Source organism: Paenibacillus sp. FJAT-26967, from assembly GCF_001541095.1.
Classification (GTDB): domain Bacteria; phylum Bacillota; class Bacilli; order Paenibacillales; family NBRC-103111; genus Paenibacillus_F.
Window position 1 is genome coordinate 857,107 of the sequence record NZ_LMXH01000002.1, and the last position, 19,096, is coordinate 876,202.

Here is a 19,096-nt window from a genome sequence, read left to right on the forward strand (position 1 = left end):
TACTATAACGTATTGAAAAGAATAAATCAGGCACAGAGACGATACACAATGGATTCAATCGTTTACGTGTCACAGAGAACAGATCCAATCAAGGAGGTGCATTCAAGTGACATTGCAGCAACTGAAATATGTGATCGAGGCGGCAAACCGGGGATCAATGAATGAGGCGGCGAAGCGCTTATTTATCTCACAGCCCAGCTTGTCGAGTGCCATCAAAGATCTGGAGGAAGAGCTTCAGATTGTGATTTTTGAACGGACGAATAAAGGGATTTCCCTATCCGTGGAGGGGGCGGAGTTTCTGGGGTATGCCAGACAGGTCATCGAACAGGCCGAGCTGCTGGAAAGCCGCTATCTGGGCGCCAAACCCTCTCCGCAGCATTTCTCGGTGTCGACGCAGCACTATGCTTTTGCGGTGAATGCCTTTGTGCATCTGGTTAGGGAATACGGGCAAGAAGAATACGAGTTTGCTTTGCGTGAGACCAAAACATCTGAAATTATCGAAGATGTGAAAAGTATGCGCAGTGAGATCGGAATCTTATATCTTAATGATTTCAATTCGAAAGTCATCCATAAGCTTCTTAAGTCCGCCAGTCTTGAGTTCCACAGTTTATTTACGGCGAAGCCTCATATCTTCATCAGTATTCATAATCCGCTCGCCAAGCAATCCATGGTAACCATCGATCAGCTGCATCATTATCCGTACTTGTCGTTTGAACAGGGAGAATACAATTCCTTTCATTTCTCCGAGGAAATTCTCAGTACGCTTTCACATCCCAAAAGCATCCGGGTCAATGACCGGGCTACGCTCTTTAATCTGCTGATCGGATTGAACGGATATACCATCTCTACCGGAGTGCTCAGCTCTGATTTAAATGGCAATGACATTATTCCAGTTCCTCTGGACTGCGACGAAACGATTAAAGTCGGCTGGATTTGTCATAAAAACATCGCGTTGTCCAAGCTTGCCCTGACTTATGTAGAGGCCTTGAAGCAAGCCACGGCTAATTAATCTACTTGTTATAGCCTTAGGTTATATCTAGATATAGTTATTTGGAGTTACGTTATAACTGAACATTCGTGATATCTTTCTAGTAACAAATAGGAATGACAAAAGGAGATAACACGAATGAGCAATCTAACGCATACGGCATCACAAAGAACGGTAACACCTTTCAGATATGATACGGTTGGCAGTTTTCTGCGTCCCCAGGCGCTTAAGGAAGCGCGGAGCAAATTCCAGAATAATGAGATCTCTGCCGGTGAATTGAAGAGGATTGAAGATGAAGAGATTATCAAGCTGGTAGAGAAACAAAAGTCAGTCGGGCTAAAAGCAGTTACGGATGGCGAGTTTAGACGCTCCTGGTGGCATCTTGATTTTATGTGGGGCCTGGACGGTGTGGAAAAGGCGCTTGTCGAGAAAGGTTATCAGTTCCAGGGAGTTGAGACCAGAGCGGAGACGGCCCGTTTGACCGGCAGAATCGGATTTTCCGCACATCCGTTTGTCGAGCACTTCAAATTTCTGAAAAGTGCTGCTGGTGAAGAAATAATCGCACGCCAGACAATTCCTGCACCTGCGCAATTTCTGGCCGAGCTGCAGCGTGCAGAGAACAAAGCGAGTACGTATGCTTACTACAGCAGTACGGATGAGCTCGTAGCGGACATCGCGAGCGCCTACAATGCCGCCATCCGCGCTTTCTACGAAGCAGGCTGCCGCAGCCTGCAGCTTGATGACTGCACGTGGGGAATGCTTTGCGATAAGAATTACTGGGAAGCCAGACAAGAGGAGGGGATCGAGGCAGCTGAAATCGCGAAGCTCTATGCACGTGTTAATCAAGAAGCGATCACAGGCCTTCCCTCCGATCTCATTATTACCACTCATGTGTGCCGCGGGAACTACCATTCCACCTGGGCATCCTCGGGCGGTTATGAGCCGGTAGCGGAAACTCTTTTTGGAATCGATCACATAGACGGTTATTATCTGGAATTCGATACAGACCGTGCAGGTGATTTTGCACCGCTGAAATATCTGAAAGATCAGCAGGTTGTGCTCGGACTGTTCTCCTCCAAAACAGGCGAGCTGGAAGAGAAGAAGGAAATCATCGACCGGATCAGGGAAGCTGCGAAGGTCGTGGATCTTAATCACATTTGTTTGAGTTCGCAATGCGGATTCGCTTCCACGGAAGAAGGCAATATTTTGACGGAAGAAGAGCAGTGGAACAAACTTGCTTTCATCAAAGAAATTGCCGAGGAAATTTGGAAATAAGCGGGACATTCCAGCATTAACTTGTTAACTCAGCTGTATAGGTCGGAAGGCAAGGACTCTTGAGCAAGATTTTCCACAGTCCCACCGAAATCCCAAAACCACGCTATTGAAGCGTGGTTTTTGTTCTGGCAAGAAGACTAATCATATCCCAAATCCCGCTGAATCCGATCATCCGTTAAAGCGAAAAGATAGTGAGCAGCCCCGATCAAATGGCGAGAATGATTTTGCGGTTATTATCCTTGTCCAAAGGAAAATAGGAATCAAATATGTTAAATTAAATAGTATGAGTTTATTGGAAGACGTTGTCTTTATAACCAGCAAGATTACCGGCAGAAGGAGGTTGCTATGGGTCATTCATTAAAAGCTTCGGATCTCGAAAAAATGATTTTTAATAAGAAATATTGGCAGTATACCGGTGGTGATGTGGATCTTTTCGTAAAAGGGAATGAAAAAGGGCCGGATGGGCATTATCTGGCAATGGCGCAGGATATTGTTTCGAATATGGATACTCATATGGAATCTGCGGTGGGTTTCCTCAAGAACTTCTTAAAGCTGGAAGGCGAGTGGTCTCTATATACCGCAGACTTCGGTTGCTGCTACAGCTCCGTATCGCATGATTTCGAGTTCACGATTGAATTCGAGGAGCCGGGAGATCCTTATAAATTCGTCTATACCTATTTTGTGGTGAGTTTTGATATCCAGAAATCCGGAAGGGAACCCTATGTGAAACCGCAGCGCATTGAAATCGGTTTCAGGTAATCCTGAATTTTTAACCTTAGGTTAATAAAAATTGATTTAAAGCAGGAATTTGTCCTATACTGTTGTAATAATTAAAGACAAATAGCCGGGAGGATTGTTATGACTTTTGAATCCAATCTTGATAAATATGCGGATCTTGCCGTGAAGGTAGCGGTAAACTTACAGCCGGGGCAAGACTTATGGATTAACGCGCCTATTCATATGCCGGAGTTCGTGCGGCTGATCACGCGCAAGGCTTATGAGGCGGGAGCCAAACATGTACATATCGAATGGCAGGATGAAATTTGTACTCGGATTAAATACGAACATGCGCCAGAGGAAGCATTCGAAGAATATCCAGCCTGGAGAGTGAAAGCACTTGAGGATAATGCTGAGAACGGCGGCGCTTACCTGTTCATTGAATCCGGCAATCCTGAGCTGCTGAAGGATGTGGACGGCAAACGCGTTGCAGCCTTCTCCAAATCAGCAGGCACGGCACTGGCCAAATGGAGAACTTATATGACCTCTTACAAGATGACCTGGTCAATTATAGCCGCGCCTTCGGCAGAATGGGCGAAGAAAGTATTTCCTGGCGTAAGCGAAGAAGAAGCTATCCGTGCTTTGTGGGAGGCGATTTTCAAGGCAACCCGGGCAGATCAGGATAATCCGGTGAAGCTCTGGGGAAATCACAATGATGTTCTTAGCAGCAAGCGCGAAGAGTTATCTGCCAAGCAGTACAAGAAGCTACACTACCGGGCTCCCGGAACGAACCTGACTGTCGAATTACCTCACAACCATATTTGGAGAGGCGGAACGGCTAATAACGCGAAAGGCGAAATCTTCAATCCGAATGTTCCGACGGAAGAAGTGTTCGTATCCCCTCATCGGGCAGGTACAAGCGGAATCGTCCGCAGCACGAAGCCTCTGAGTTTTCAAGGCAAGCTGATTGAAAATTTCTCCTTAACATTTGAAAATGGCCGTGTTGTAGACTTCCAGGCGGAGAAAGGCTATGACGCTCTCAGTACGATGCTTAACATCGATGAAGGTGCACGCTACCTGGGCGAAATTGCACTGGTTCCGGACGATTCTCCGATATCGAACTCTAATCTCATTTTCTATAACACATTGTTTGATGAGAATGCCTCCTGTCACCTGGCAATCGGCCGCTCATTCGCCTTCTGCGTAGAAAACGGCACGTCGATGTCGCCCGAAGAACTGCATCAAGCGGGACTTAACGATAGTCTGACGCACGTCGACTTTATGATTGGATCACCTGATATGGAAATTGACGGAGAGCTTGCGGACGGTACGCTGGAGCTGATCTTCCGCAGCGGCAACTGGGCGGTTTAATCCGGCTTCGTAATGTCAAAGACAGATAACTCTGCAGAACAGGAGAAGCCTGATGAATCAGGCTTTTCTTCTTGTGCGGATCCAAATATAGGAGGGAAACTATTGCCCCGTAACCCCGAGAAAGATCATCAGCTGAGAGAGCTGAGGAAACAACAAATTTTGCAAGCTGCCTTACAGGTTTTTTTCCGTAAAGGGTACAGCGGCGCCAAGGTAAGTGAGATTGCATCGGAAGCTGGAATCAGCCATGCGAATCTGTACAACTTTTACAAGTCCAAAGATGAGATGTACGAAGCCCTGCTGGATTATGTACAGGATTTCTATGGTCAATTGACTATCGAAGCTTCAAGGCAGTCCGGCTCTGCGAAAGAAAAGCTGCTTTGGCACTGCCGGCATCTGCTTAATTCCTCCGTCAAAGCTGAATATATTTATCTCATTGTGCAGACGCCTTCTTCAGATTCCATACCGGAGAACATCCGGACCAAAGCTGCTGCCAAAGCCCGTGAGAACTTGGAGCCGTTAATCCGGATCATGCGGGAGAGCCATACGGAAGGTAAGGCCGTGTCAGATCAGCCCGAAATGATGGCGTTATGTTATTTGTCTTTGATCGAGGGCTTGGCGGTAAGCCGTTTTCGCGGATTCGGAGAGCTTTGCCAACCGCTGCCGGAGGAAGTCGTGCGTTTCTTTATAGCCGATTAAAGGCTGTCTGATGAAATAAAAAAGAATTGACAGAGCTGTTGCCGCTTGTTAAAATCAGTGCACAGGCTGACAGATTGATCGTTCTGTATTTTTTTAAATCATTATTCCTAGTTATCTTATAGGGATATATGAATATTGAGGATCCACCAGATCACTGGAGATTCAACGAATGGTTAATCGTTGTGTCTCTTTTTTTATACCCAAAACCAAATGAGTCTGGAGGAATTGAGAATGAGTGAAACGATTATTGCCGTAGAACGTCCATTGAATCTGCCCTACCGCAAGAGGGGCCGTACCGGTCCATACGTGCTAAACCGTCTGCCGGCGGGAACTGAGGAGAAGCCCTACACTTTATTTACTGTAAAACCGCTCGGTCCGATTATCGGAGCAGAAATCGAAGGCGTTGATCTGAGGATTCCGCTTACAGATGAATTGAAAGAAGAATTGAACCGGGCGCTGCTGGAGTGGAAAGTGATTTTCTTCCGCAATCAGCCGATTACATCGGAGCAGCATTTGGATTTGGCCCGCAAATGGGGGGATCTGGAGACCCATCCTTTTATCCCGCAAGGAGATGTGGAAGAAGTCGCGCGTTTTACTAAGAACGAAAAAGCGGTCGGCTACGAAAACGTCTGGCATAGTGATGTTTCGTGGAGGCTGAACCCGGCACTCGGCGCGATTCTGCGCCTGGTTGAAGCGCCGCCTGCCGGAGGGGATACGCTTTGGGCTGATATGGGGGCTGCTTATGATAATCTGCCGGATGAAGTCAAGGAGCGCATTGAAGGGCTTACTGCCATTCACGATTTCACCCACGCCTTTGGCCGTCACTTGCCGGAAGAAGCGCTCGCTGCGAAACAAATCGAGTTTCCTGCAGCGGAGCATCCTGTCGTCCGTACTCACCCGGAAACCGGGCGGAAGACATTGTTCGTGAACACGGCCTTCACAACTAAGATCGTAGGTTTGGAGCAGGAAGAAAGTGAAGAACTGCTGCAATATCTGTTCAAGCAGGCACATGCTCCTGAATATCAAGTCCGTTTTCATTGGGAGCCGGACTCCCTCGCTTTCTGGGATAACCGTGCGACTCAGCATTACGCGGCTTCCGACTATTTCCCGAACCGCCGCCAAGTAGAGCGCGTTTCCATTGTGGGGGACCGTCCTTATTGAACAAACCAGTCCAATTAAGCAGAGCTCCAAAGCGGCTGCCGGCGGACGATCTGACCACTTTACAGCTTACTAACTTAATAGTATGAGAGCAGATCAGATCGCAGCCTTACTTAAGTGAAAATGGATAGAGCTTAAAATAAAGTTTGCTTTTAAATACATACAGGTAACCAGAGTTGACAAGGAGGTATTCTTTATCATGAGTGTCCAGAAGAATAGCGCGCAGACATCTTTTCAGGGTGTAATCGGCCGCACGGTTCAGGATTCCGTCCCCTGGTGGCCAGAGCGCCCGAAAGCTCCCGAAGGCGCGCCCAACGTGGTATACATCGTGCTCGACGACACGGGATTCTCGCACCTGGGCTGCTATGGGTCGGATATTTCGACCCCTAACATCGACAAGCTGGCCGAAGGCGGTCTGCGCTACAGCAACTTCCACACGACGGCGATCTGTTCGCCGACCCGGGCCAGCCTGCTGACCGGCCGGGACGCCCATTCCGTCGGGCTGTCCTTCGTAGCGCTGAGCGACACGGGCTACCCGAACAACCGGAGCCGCATCAGCCGCGACTCCGCTCTGATCAGCGAGACGCTGAAGGCGAGCGGCTACAGCACATTTGCCGTCGGCAAATGGCATCTCTTGCCCGGCGATGAAATCAGCTTCGCCGGGCCGTTCGAAGATTGGCCGCTCGGCCGCGGATTCGAACACTACTATGGCTTTCTCGGCGGCGAGACGAGCCAGTGGAATCCGGAGCTCGCTATGGGCAACGAACGGATTCCGCAGCCCAGACGTGCCGAAGAAGGCTACCATCTGACTGAAGATTTGACGGATAAGGCGATCGACTATATCCGGAAGCAAAAGTCAGCGGCACCGGAGAGGCCGTTCTTCTGCTATCTGGCATACGGTGCGACACACGCGCCGCATCATGCGCCGCAGTCGTATATTGATGCATACAAAGGCAAGTATGATAAAGGATGGGACGTTGTACGGGAAGAGTGGTTCAACCGTCAGAAGGAGCTGGGGATTATTCCGGCCAATGCCGAGCTGCCGCCTAGAAATCCCGGCATCCGTGCTTGGGCGGATCTGAGCGCAGACGAGCAGAAGCTGTTCGCCCGGATGCAGGAAGTATTCGCCGGATTTCTGCAGCATCTGGATGATCACATCGGTCGTCTGGTCGGCTATCTGGAAGAAATCGGTCAGCTTGATAACACCGTCATCGTTCTCCTGTCGGATAACGGGGCCAGCCCGGAAGGCGGTCTGCTCGGTTCGTGGAACGAATGGAAGAACTTCAATCTCGGGATGAGAAATGATGACCTGGCCGGAGAACTGGCCCGGATCAACGAGCTTGGGACACCGGCCGCCTACAACCATTATCCGCTCGGCTGGGCTCAAGTCGGCAATACGCCGCTCAAATGGTACAAAACTTTCGTGCACGCGGGCGGAGTGAAAGACCCGCTCATTATCCATTATCCGAACCGGATTAAGGATGGAGGCGGCATCCGCAGCCAGTATCATCATGTATCGGATGTAACACCGACTGTTCTGGATCTCATCGGCATCGAGCCTCCCGAATCCGTGAACGGATATGCTCAGCGTCCTCTGGACGGAGTGAGCCTGCAGTACACATTTGATTCCGAAGAGGCACCGACCCGCAAAGAAATTCAGCTGTATGAAATGGTAGGCAACCGCGCGATCTGGCAGCAGGGCTGGAAAGCTGTCGCCAGGCATGTGCCGGGCACTTCATTCGAGGAAGATGTGTGGGAACTGTACCATACCGACGAAGATTTCTCCGAGAACCGGAACTTGGCGGATAAGCACCCGGAGAAGTTGCGGCATTTGATTGACCTGTGGTGGTCGGAAGCCGAAACCCGGGGCTACCTGCCGCTGAACGGGACCTATTATTTATCACGGGGGGACAATGACGCCAGGCGGACTGGACAAAAACTTACCCGCACTTATTATCCGTCGGATTTTGGACTGGATGTCGCATTATCGCCTAATACCCGCAATCAGAACTATTCCTTCACCGCTTATGTAGAAAGGGAATCCGTGCAGGATGAAGGGGTGCTTGTCTCTTTTGGAGGCAGATTCGGAGGTTATTCCCTATTCGTGCAGCAGAATCGCCTGATCTTTCACTATAACTATCTGGGTGAGAAGCATACGGTCATTACATCGGAGCTTGAAGTCCCTGTCGGTGCCGCCAGATTGAGATTTGAGTTCCTTCAGGCACCGGAAGGCGGAGGCGGTACAGGACGGCTGTTCATTAATGAAGTGAAAGCCGGAGAGGGAATTATTCCTCAAGTGGCTTCGATGGTAGAGGGTCCCGGTGTGTTCAGTGTCGGAGAAAATGAGGTCACTCCGGTAAGTCTGGTCTATGAGGTGCCGTTCCGGTTCAGCGGACTGCTTTACAAAGTAGATTTTCAGGCCGAGAGTCTGAACTTCGATGAAGATCAGAAGCTCCAGCTCGAGCTTGCCAAAGATTAAGCGTGGAAGAAGAGTCTACCGGACCGCTGGAGACTTCATGAACTCAAGGGGACGGTGACTCGGATGAAATCAATACCTAAACGATATGTCCTGCTCGGGACACTTTGGTTTATTTTTATGATTAATATGCTGGACCGCGGGCTGACGACTACCTTGCTCCCGCTGATTCGCAATGATCTGGGGTTGTCCCTTTTTATTACGGGTCTGGCCAGCTCAAGCTTCTTTATAACCATTATTATCGGGAATATGTTCGGCGGTTACTTGTCAGACAAATGGGGAGGACGCATTATCCTCAAAGTCATCACAATTGCGTTCAGTGTCGTGACGGTGTTTACCGGAATGATCCAGAACACCGTCCATTTTATCGCGGTACGGCTCAGTCTCGGATTGTTCGAAGCCCCGGATATATCGGCTTCTCTAGGTCTGATCAGCCGGTGGTTCCCAGCCAAAGAAAGAGGAAGAGCGACGTCGCTTCTGATGACTTCTGCCGTGCTTGGCGGCATCCTTCCCGTCGTAATTGCCATTCCGCTTACTACGTATTTCGGGGACTGGCGTCCGGTGTTCTACGTGATGATTATTCCCGGTCTTCTTGCAGCATGGGCGGTATGGAAATTCGTCTATGACAGCCCGGAGAAAGCTCTTGCCCGTGGACGCTTATCACAAGAAGAATATGCGCTGATCACGGAAGGTGCGCTGGCGTCCGGACTGCCGGTGCAGGCTCCGAAAGTCGATCGGAGTGTTGTGGTACAGCTTATGAAAGACCGCAACTTCTGGTTTGCGATCCTCCTTATTTTTGCTCAAATCTCACTTGGGGTCGGTTTTGGATTATGGCAGTCTACCTACTTAATGGAAGGACTGCATTTTACACTGGCTCAGATGGGCATGATTGCTATTATTCCTGGGATATTCTCGCTGCTGGGTATTCTCTTGTTCGGTTATCTTCATGACCGAAGGCCCGGTATAGGCAGCCGCTGGGTACTGCTGGTCAGTTTTGCGGCATCTGCGGGCGCGCTTTTCTTGCTGTCGCTAGTGGAGTCCGCGTCCCAGCTGGGTCTGCTTGTAACGGGAATGGCGATGCACGGATTCTTTATGACAGCGAGTATGGTGCCGATCAACATCTATTTTCAGAAAAGATACGGAAGCGGCATAGTCGCCACGGCTTACGGTTTGTCAAACGGTTTGGCTCAAATCGGAGGCTCGTTCCTGACACCGATTGTGGCGGGCGCACTGATCATCCAGACGTCGGCAGGACTAGATTTCAGTCTTGTGTTTGTTCTATTCATCGGCATTGCACTTACCGGTGCTTTGACGTCACTCTTCCTCACGGAAAAGCCGTTTACGGTAACGACTCATCAACCGAACGACTCCAGAAATGTAAGTAAGGAAAGCGTGCCCGTATAGGCTTTACTTCATTTAACTCCGTATACATCAGCGTTTGCTGCTGTATACGGAGTTTTTTGCGTTTGCGTGATAGTTTGATACGGATTTAAATAATGATAAGATAAAAAGACTTGTCCCATAAGGAGATAACTTGTTATGTATAAAATTCTAATTGTTGAAGACGATTCCAAAATTGCCGGACTCCTGCAATCCCATATCCAGAAATACGGAGATAGGGCAGTGGTCGTAGAAGATTTCGATCATGTACTCCAGCAATATAAAGAAACAGATCCGCATCTGGTGCTACTTGATGTTAATCTTCCTAGCTTTGACGGCTACTACTGGTGCCGTCAGATCCGCTCTCTATCTACATGTCCGATCCTCTTTATTTCCGCGCGCAGCGGAGAGATGGATCAGGTCCGGGCCATTGAGAACGGGGCCGACGATTACATAACGAAGCCCTTTCACTATGAAGTGGTTATGGCCAAAATTCGCAGCCAGCTTAGGCGGGTATACGGTGACTATGCGGCCCGGATGGAAGAGAGGAAGGTAGAAAATTCCGGCCTGATTCTGTATCCCGAGCGTATGGTACTTCAATTAAAGGAACAGGTCATTCCGCTGACCAAGAAAGAAAGTATTCTGATGGAAACGCTGCTTGAGCGCTGTCCCCGCGTTGTCAGCCGCGAAGCAATCTTGGAGAAGTTGTGGGATGATGCCTTTGTGGATGATAATACACTGAGCGTTAACATTACGCGGATTCGTAAGAAACTTCTAGAATTTGGCATTGAAGATGCCCTCGAAACCGTTCGCGGAGTCGGGTACCGGCTCAATATTACTTGGAAGGATGAATCCGGGCTATGAAATTATTTTGGCGTGAGCATATTCCGCTCATTATCATGGTCCTTCTCCAGTTATTTCTAGTGCTTCTTGTATACCGATATGACGGTTATACCGATCTAAGGACTGCTTTGTATGCCGTATTTCTAGGTTTATGTTTATTGGCCGCTTATATGATCTACCGATATTTCAGCCACCGGATTTTCTACGAGAGGCTGTCAGTTCCACCCACATCCTTGCAGGATTCCGTACGTAAGGCAGAATCTGCTGCGATGTCTGCTGCTCTGAACGAGCTCATGGAGTCGCAGTACCGGCATTATCAGCAAGAGTTAAAAAGCTGGGAGCGCAAGCAGCAGGAGCATTTGACCTTTATGAATCAATGGGTTCACCAGATGAAGACTCCCTTGTCCGTGATCGAATTAATCGTTCAAGAAGAGGACGACCCGCGCTTCTCCAGTATTTCGGAAGAGTCAGACCGGTTGAGGCGGGGACTCGAGATGGTGCTTTATATGGCGCGGCTGGATACGTTTGAGCAGGATTTTCATATCGAGAAGATATCACTGCGCGACCTGGTGAAGGAAGTTGTGCATGAGAATAAGCGTTATTTTATCCGGAGCTGTGTTTATCCGGATATTCAGGTGGAAGCGGGGCTCAAAGTGGAGACAGATGCGAAATGGCTCCGGTTTGCCCTGCAGCAGTTGCTCACCAATGCCATCAAATATTCGGCGGGAACACGTACGAAGGTGTCAGTAGCGGCTTACCCGCAAGGGCGTGAGGTTATCCTGGAAGTTCGTGATCTTGGCCCTGGAATTCCGAAGCAGGATCTGCCTCGTGTCTTTCATCCGTTCTTCACGGGTGTTAACGGCCGTAAATTTAAAGAATCTACCGGTATGGGTTTATACTTGGTCAAGCAGATTCTGGAGCGGCTGAACCATACCATTGTGCTGGAATCGGAAGCAGGCACAGGAACCACAGCACGCGTTGTATTCCCCTACGGATACCTGGATTAGGACGATGAAGGATTTTCTTCATCGTCTTTTTTTGTGTGGCCAATCTTACAACTCTGTCACCTATATGAAAGGATGGACGATAGGAGAAACGGGAATGCTGGTTTACACTAAGACAGAAGAGAGAGCAATCAGAAGGATCGACTGAAACTTTAGAGCAGAAGAACCACATAAGAACTGGGAGGCAGTCGTACATGGAGATACTTAAAGTCCGTGATTTAAGCAAAATTTATAAAGGGATGATTTCTTACGAAGCACTTTCCAATATAGATTTGACGATTAACAAGGGAGAATTCGTAGGTATTATGGGACCTTCGGGCAGTGGTAAAACAACGCTGCTGAACCTGGTGTCTACAATCGACAGTCCGACATCCGGGGAAGTACGGATTAATAATGAGAACCCCCACAAACTATCCGCCGATAAACTGGCGATGTTCCGGCGGCGCGAACTGGGTTTTGTGTTTCAGTCCTTTAATCTGCTCAACACGTTGACCGTGAAAGAAAATATCGTTCTGCCTCTGACTTTGGATGCAGCTGATCTGAAAGAAATGCAGCAACGGGTCGCACTTATAGCGGAGAAACTGGGAATCAGCGGCATCCTGGATAAAAGAACATACGAAATATCCGGCGGACAAGCGCAGCGTACCGCAATTGCCCGTGCTCTTATCCACTCACCCAAGCTGGTACTTGCGGATGAGCCGACAGGCAACCTGGATTCCAAAGCGGCCCGTGATGTTATGCAGCTCCTGACCAAGCTGAATAGAGAAGATGAAGCGACCCTGATGCTCGTAACGCACGATGCCATGGCGGCAAGCTATTGCAACCGGGTTGTCTTTATAAAGGATGGACGCTTGTATAATGAGATATATTGCGGTGACAGCAGAGAAGCTTTTTACCAGAAAATCCTGGATGTGCTTTCGTTAATGGGAGGGAATGGGAATGACTTTTCGACAGTTCGCGTTTAACAATATTCTGCGCAACAAACGAACTTACATTGCCCATTTCCTAAGCAGCGCGTTCTCGGTCATGATCTTCTTCACCTATGCGCTTCTGCTGTTCCATCCAAAGCTGCAGGGAGAACTGGCTTCAACAAGTGACACGATGAGCTCACTCGGGACGATGGGTATGAAAATTTCGCAGATTCTGATCTTTATTTTCTCGTTCTTCTTCTTGCTGTACTCGGTCAGCGCTTTTCTCAAGAACCGCAAAAAGGAGTTTGGACTCCTGATGGTGCTGGGCATGTCCAGGCGGCAGCTCAAAAAGCTGGTCTTTATGGAAAATATGATCATCGGGATCGCTTCCATGGTTGCTGGAATCGGGACCGGATTAATTTTTGCCAAGCTAATTCTGCTCATCAGCGCCAAAGTGCTATACCTCACCAGAGGACTGCCTTTTTATATACCGCTTAAAGCCATAGGAATGACAGCGGGTGCGTTTTTAGTCCTGTTTCTGCTAATTTCTTTATTCACATCGGGAGTGGGGAAATCCGGCAGACTCGTAGATTTGCTTAAATCCGAAGAGAAGCCGAAGCCGGAACCTAAGGCGTCTGTGAAGCTGTCTTTTCTTGCCCTTATCTTTATTGTGCTGGGATACGCAATGGTCTTCCTGTTCGCCGGAAAACGAATTTTCTCCTTTTCCTTACTATTCGGCGGCGTGTTGTTTACGATTCTGGGAACCTATTTCTTGTTTGCACAACTGAGTGTGTATATCATTCGCGCCCTCAAAAAGAAAGAGAACATTTTCTACCGCAAAACGAATCTGTTAACTTTGTCAGAGTTGTCTTACCGGATGAAAGACAATGCGATTATGTTCTTTATGGTCTCCATCGTATCATCAGTTGCTTTTACGGGAATCGGTACGTCTATGGCGATCGGCGATCCGGGTCTTGCCTCGATGCAGAATCCGTATGCTTTCACTTATGCCACGAAACTCGGGGATGCTAGAGAAAAGAAACATGTCCAATTAATTGAGACCGAGTTGTCAAAAGCGGGTTTCGAATCCGAGACGCTCAGCGCAGTTCCAAAGTATAGCGAAAACGGAATTACAATAATTCCTCTCAGTGATTATAACAAAATGGCTTCCGCTCTCGGCTATCAGCCGCAGACACTCGAGGAAGAGAACCAAGCTCTTGTGACGCCAGCAGGGATTAGTCAGAAAAATGATTATAAGAAATCCCCGCCTTCTGTCGATACCATCGAATATGACAAAGAAGGAGTCGTGACGGGTTTTCAAGTCAAGAAAGTTCTTACGGATCTGGTCTTTCCTTATGGGGCAGGAGTCATGATCGTAGTTACGGACGCAAATTATGCCAAAGCCGTTCTAGATGAATATGCTCAGCGTTATTATGTATTTCAAGTGCCGGGTTGGGAGAACTCCATCGAGGTCGCGAACAAAATTAACGCACTCATTCCACTGGACCGGAACGGCGACTATAATTACAGTGCGCTGGTATCTGATTGGCTGTCCTCTAAGCAAAAGAATGGTATTTTACTTATTGTCAGCGTACTGGTAGGGATTGTATTCTTCACCTTCGCGGCAAGCTTTATCTACTTCCGGTTGTATGCGGATTTGGAGCGGGATGAGAAGCAGTATCAAATGATAGCGAAGGTAGGCCTCAGCAGGAAAGAGCTTCGTACAACAGTTACCCGGCAGCTTCTGCTGATCTTCTTCCTGCCGCTAGGAATGTCACTCATCCATAGCATCGTTGCTTTTATCGCTCTCCAGCAGCTTGTTGATTACTCCTTATTCATGAGTTCGCTCCAGATTTTCTTATCTTTCACTGCTGTTCAGTTCATTTATTTCATCTTAATCCGCTGGCGTTATTTGCAGCATATGTACAGCAAAATAGCGTAATTCATTTTATATCTATTTCATTCTAGGAGAGGTGCAGTATGTTCAAAAGAATAAGTATAGGGATGATGGCGGTACTGATATTACGGTGATCGGTGCCTGTTCTCTGTTCGGTAAGCAAGAAGAACCCCGTAACGGAATGGTTGTTATAGGCGAGGAACAGCCGCTGAAGGAATTTGCTGAGCAGAATAAAACGATCATTCAAACGCAGGAAATGTTCAAAATAAAAACTTCAGACCTTAACGGCAAGAAAGCACTTATTATGGATAAGACCACAGCGGAAGCCATCGTAAAACAAGGCGGTATTCTATGAAAAGCCATAATAATGACGATGTCTGGAGATCCGATCCGGTTAAGAAATTGCCTGACTTCGATAAAGCGAAGGCACTATTGTTTGCACATACCAGCCTAAAAGATATTACTACACTAAATGTGGATGATAAAAAGCTGGATGTCGAATATGCCGGCAACTCCTGGTTTGGACATGTAAGAAACAAGGTAGTCATGTAACTGATTCTCGTGGTAGACGATGCGGTTATTAAAGAACTCACATCGACAGAAGCTTATATGGAAGTCTTGCGTATGAAAGCAGCGTACGGCGTTACGAAAGATGGCTGGATGGAACCCGCTCAGACGGATGCTCAGTATTTAAAGCTCAACAAGAGTGGAGTAAAATGACTAAAAACTTTAAAGAGAAGGTATTATACCTCGATGGCGTATAACTGATTCCAAATAATAGTTTCTTAAGAAACAAGCTGAATCTCTCTAGTAAAAGAGGTGGACAGCTTGTTTTTTTGCTGCACCCAGGCATACATAGATGAGAGATCGAATTCATCACTGATGAACAGCCTCGTTGCCGAAGTCAGTCAGATTGTTCCCATTCTTGAAGATTAATGTCGAGTAAAGAAGGAAAATGTTATCGGTCCCAAGAATGCAACAAGATAAGCCATTAACTATTGAGCAGTAAAAGAAAAAGGGGAGAGTAAGTTTGAATTCAGCGGGTCATTCAGATAAAAGTGTAAATCAATCTCTGAAGATCGGTGCACGGATTCTCAGAGAGGATCAAGCAGGGGTAATTCTGCCCAGCTACAGCAAAATGAGGGAGCAGATCGGACATTTTCGCTCGGATGCCAAGAGCCGCAGAGATGCAGATGAGAGTAATGACAATCCGATTCTGATGCGTTATAAACAGGATTTCAGAACGAATTATGACAATGTGATTTCCCTTCTAGGTGAAAGGGGCTCCGGCAAATCCTCTGTGCTGCTTACTTTAAAGTATCATCACACGAAGGATTTCGCGGATACGGATTTAATTTTTCCGCTCATCGCACCGGATCAGATGAGCAAAGCCAGCGACACGCTGGGATGGCTGCTCAGTTTTCTGCAAGAGGAAATGACAACCATTGATGCCTTGCTTCAAGCCGACCGTGAGAAGACTGACCGCTGGTCGCAAGATACTTTTTGCAATAAAGAAACCAAAAGCGAGCTTCAGAAAAACTACCTGGATTTGCAGAAAGCTTATTTGCTGCGGCAGGATACATATGCGGCCATTGTCCGTCGCCGCGATGAAGGTGTCTACGAGCACATTCAGGACAGCCAGAAAATAGTCAACTGTGACCGAGGGCTGATGGAAAAGTTTCATACTTTCGTCGATTTGCTTCTCGAAACGAAATCACAGCTGCTGAGCAAACAAGGTAACCATCAGGAGCCGATGATTCTAATCTTCTTCGATGATGTGGATATCAGCTCGGGACGCTGTATGGAAGTATTGGAAACTGTACGGACGTTCTTGTCGCATCCGAATGTGATCGTATTTGTTTCCGGTGCATACAGTGTGTTTCTAGAGGCAGTGACCATTCATATGCTGCATGACGAGAGGGTGGACTCCGGAAGCTGCGACAGGGATTTCGCACCCCAGGTGGGCGAAGCTGAGCGAAGCGCTCTTGTGCGCAGACAGGAACGAAGCCGGGAATATTTGAAGAAAGTGTTCCCGCCCGCATTCCGTTATGAAATGAAGAATCATCTGTCCGAGCAGGAGAAAGCGGATTTCGCCTATTATTTCGACGACAAACAAGAAGAAGAGGCCCCGACTTTTCTGGACTTGCTGAGCGGGGTCCGCGGCAGTACGGGCATGACGCTTGGTGAGCGATTTACCGAGACGGGAACAACGGTTACTGATGGAGATGAGGATAAGGGAGTTCAGCGGAGTCAGATTCCCGTTACGTATTTCCGGGTATTCGATCACAATCCGCGCGGACTAATCAGTCCGTATTATTTCCTGTATCAGCGCAAAGACAGCGCTTGGACGGGAACCGATGTGATCCGGTTTATGGAAGTGATTTTACATGCGAACAGTCAGCTTTTGGATTATCAGAAGAGAATCAAGGACATCATCCGGATTGAATTTGATGCCGGAGGAAAGCTTCTGGACAAGGAACGGACGTTTATCGATTATTCGCTGGTGCATGGGGACAGAATGGTCATTCTCACCAAAGAAGAATCGGTTTTCCGTGAAATGGCACGGCAAGATCTTACCCTCTTGCTTCTGGCAGATTTATTGGAGAAAATGCTTGGTTTATTTGAACCCCGTTTTGCTATAGCGGATCACGTGAAGGCCAAGCAGCTGGCGAAGCTCTTAAACCGGATTTATGGTTCCAAGCTGTTTCCGCAGATATCGCAAGTCCGGCAGCTGCTATCTATTCATGAGAAATTAACACCGCTGCTGTCGATCGTCAGAAGACAAATGTTTGATGTTACATCAGATACGCATTTTCTGGAGAGAAAATATATCGAGAAAGTGTCGGAAGACAAAGGATTGCATGCTTTTCTAAAACAAAGCTACGGTGAAGACAACAGCTGGCTGGATGAGAAGATTTCCTATATCGGTCAAATCGGCCGGACAGACCAGGAAATCTATGATTCCATTGTAGGTCATATTCATTTGAATACGCCATTTTGGGACAAAGAGATTTACAGCGAGATCGTACCCGATCAGGAATTGATTTTGAGGATGAATTTAGAACAAATAAACGAAGCGATGACTCGAATCTCGCAGCAGCCTATTGACCCTGACAAAACGATCACAACTATAATATCCGGAATGGACATCCTTTCTCTTTTTGAACAGGAATATCAAATCGAACAAGAGATAAATCAAGTTAACGAGGAAATAACAACACTTACCGGCAGGATTCAAATTTTGAATCAGTCAAGGTGGCTTCGCCATGCAGACAGCTCTGTGAACGATAAGAAAAATTCTTTACTCAGTAAGATTGAAAAGCGCATTAAAAAGAACGAGCAGCTGCTGAGTAAATTTAAAAATATTCAAGATACGGAGCAATTGTTATTTACGTATTTTAACGAAGAGAATATAGGCATTGATAGTTTTGATATCGAAATGGCAATAAGCAGTAATAACGACAGTAATGCAGATTTGGCTGAGAACTTCTTGGAGCATGTGGATGGTATGTATATTACCTATTTCAATCCGATAGTGGTCTTAAAAGAATTTCTGAATATTTACCAGATCAAGCAATTTATTAAACAAGAATCCATCGATTTTATCGCCTTAATATTCAATGATCCGGAAGAACTCGACCACTTATCTGAGGCGGAACAAAGTTCAATCTCTAATTTTTTTGAATTAACGCATGAATTGGATCTGTTAAAGAAACTGCTTCCTCCCGCATTTACAACAAACGTTAACGAAGTACATGATATTAAGCTGGAGATTAGTGAGGCACAGTACAAGCTTGAGAAGCTGAAAGACCAGAAAGGCGATGTCTTTGCGGAAATGGAACAATACTCCAAAAGTTTAATCGCTAGCAACAATGGACCATTAAATGAAGCGCTGCATGACTGGTATCAAACCAGAACTTACAAGAACAGAAAGAAGGTATTAAGTGAATTTGCCTCCATCTATTTAAATAATGAGAACTATCAATTTTACTTATCTTATAAAAATTTATTCGATGGAAACAGTGCGATTGAAAATTTATCTGCACAAGATACGGTTCGAATCTGGCAAGGAATTGCTCAGAATGTCGAGTTTTTGTTAACCCAAAGAACTCAATTTTATCGTTCTTTTAATGCTCAAAAGGAGTTTTGGGCTGAAGTGTTGGAAGGTATAGATCAAGAAAACGGAAAACTTATTCCTTCCGTTTCCCTGTACGTAAAAGCCTTGTATGAAATTGAAATGCTCCGTATTAAGGCGGACGAAGAAGCTCTAGGCAGTATTGCTTACTTCAGGGAAGAAAAAAGACAATTAATTGAAACGGCTTCCAAGAACCATAGCACCTTCGACCTTTATTTAAAACAAAAGCTGGTCCGCTCATGAGG

At 47.2% G+C, this 19,096-nt stretch carries 15 protein-coding genes; all 15 read left to right on the top strand.

What is annotated here, in order from left to right:
• The first annotated feature begins 106 nt into the window (after positions 1-106).
• The 15 genes from AR333_RS13925 to AR333_RS13990 all read left to right on the top strand — a co-directional run bounded on the left by AR333_RS13925 (position 107) and on the right by AR333_RS13990 (position 19,094).
• Positions 107-1,009 (top strand): LysR family transcriptional regulator, encoded by a 903-nt coding sequence (locus AR333_RS13925; RefSeq protein WP_068775937.1) that lies wholly within the window; start codon positions 107-109, stop codon positions 1,007-1,009.
• A 117-nt stretch (positions 1,010-1,126) separates the two neighbouring features.
• On the top strand, positions 1,127-2,263 hold the full coding sequence (locus AR333_RS13930; RefSeq protein WP_068775938.1) for a 5-methyltetrahydropteroyltriglutamate--homocysteine S-methyltransferase: 1,137 nt from the start codon (positions 1,127-1,129) through the stop codon (positions 2,261-2,263).
• Between the two features lie 345 nt (positions 2,264-2,608).
• The gene (locus AR333_RS13935; protein WP_068775939.1) at positions 2,609-3,022 is read left to right on the top strand and encodes a hypothetical protein; all 414 of its coding nucleotides are present in this window, start codon (positions 2,609-2,611) and stop codon (positions 3,020-3,022) included.
• 99 nt (positions 3,023-3,121) lie between these two features.
• The gene (locus AR333_RS13940; protein ID WP_068775940.1) at positions 3,122-4,351 is read left to right on the top strand and encodes an aminopeptidase; all 1,230 of its coding nucleotides are present in this window, start codon (positions 3,122-3,124) and stop codon (positions 4,349-4,351) included.
• A 102-nt stretch (positions 4,352-4,453) separates the two neighbouring features.
• Entirely contained in the window at positions 4,454-5,047 is a 594-nt protein-coding gene (locus tag AR333_RS13945) for a TetR/AcrR family transcriptional regulator (RefSeq protein WP_068775941.1), read from the top strand.
• A 231-nt stretch (positions 5,048-5,278) separates the two neighbouring features.
• Positions 5,279-6,208: a TauD/TfdA family dioxygenase gene (locus AR333_RS13950; RefSeq protein ID WP_068775942.1), complete on the top strand. Its 930-nt coding sequence runs from the start codon at positions 5,279-5,281 to the stop codon at positions 6,206-6,208.
• A gap of 196 nt (positions 6,209-6,404) precedes the next feature.
• The gene (locus AR333_RS13955; RefSeq protein WP_068775943.1) at positions 6,405-8,684 is read left to right on the top strand and encodes an arylsulfatase; all 2,280 of its coding nucleotides are present in this window, start codon (positions 6,405-6,407) and stop codon (positions 8,682-8,684) included.
• Between the two features lie 63 nt (positions 8,685-8,747).
• Positions 8,748-10,085, top strand: a complete 1,338-nt coding sequence (locus AR333_RS13960; RefSeq protein WP_068775944.1) for an MFS transporter — start codon at positions 8,748-8,750, stop codon at positions 10,083-10,085.
• Between the two features lie 135 nt (positions 10,086-10,220).
• Entirely contained in the window at positions 10,221-10,925 is a 705-nt protein-coding gene (locus tag AR333_RS13965; RefSeq protein ID WP_068775945.1) for a response regulator transcription factor, read from the top strand.
• Positions 10,922-11,911 carry a HAMP domain-containing sensor histidine kinase gene (locus AR333_RS13970; protein WP_068775946.1) on the top strand — a complete coding sequence of 330 codons (990 nt, stop codon included), beginning with the start codon at positions 10,922-10,924 and terminating at the stop codon, positions 11,909-11,911. Before AR333_RS13965 ends, AR333_RS13970 begins: the two co-directional genes overlap by 4 nt.
• 191 nt (positions 11,912-12,102) lie before the next feature.
• Positions 12,103-12,873, top strand: coding sequence for an ABC transporter ATP-binding protein (locus AR333_RS13975; RefSeq protein ID WP_068775947.1), 771 nt, complete (start codon positions 12,103-12,105; stop codon positions 12,871-12,873).
• Positions 12,848-14,761 (top strand): FtsX-like permease family protein, encoded by a 1,914-nt coding sequence (locus AR333_RS13980; RefSeq protein WP_068775948.1) that lies wholly within the window; start codon positions 12,848-12,850, stop codon positions 14,759-14,761. Before AR333_RS13975 ends, AR333_RS13980 begins: the two co-directional genes overlap by 26 nt.
• Positions 14,762-14,792: 31 nt before the next feature.
• A complete protein-coding gene (locus AR333_RS24285; RefSeq protein ID WP_084783663.1) occupies positions 14,793-15,071 on the top strand; it encodes a lipoprotein BA_5634 family protein in 279 nt (92 codons plus the stop codon).
• Positions 15,068-15,268: a lipoprotein BA_5634 family protein gene (locus AR333_RS24290; RefSeq protein WP_084783665.1), complete on the top strand. Its 201-nt coding sequence runs from the start codon at positions 15,068-15,070 to the stop codon at positions 15,266-15,268. Before AR333_RS24285 ends, AR333_RS24290 begins: the two co-directional genes overlap by 4 nt.
• Positions 15,269-15,746: 478 nt before the next feature.
• The gene (locus tag AR333_RS13990) at positions 15,747-19,094 is read left to right on the top strand and encodes a hypothetical protein (RefSeq protein WP_068775949.1); all 3,348 of its coding nucleotides are present in this window, start codon (positions 15,747-15,749) and stop codon (positions 19,092-19,094) included.
• Positions 19,095-19,096 lie beyond the last annotated feature (2 nt).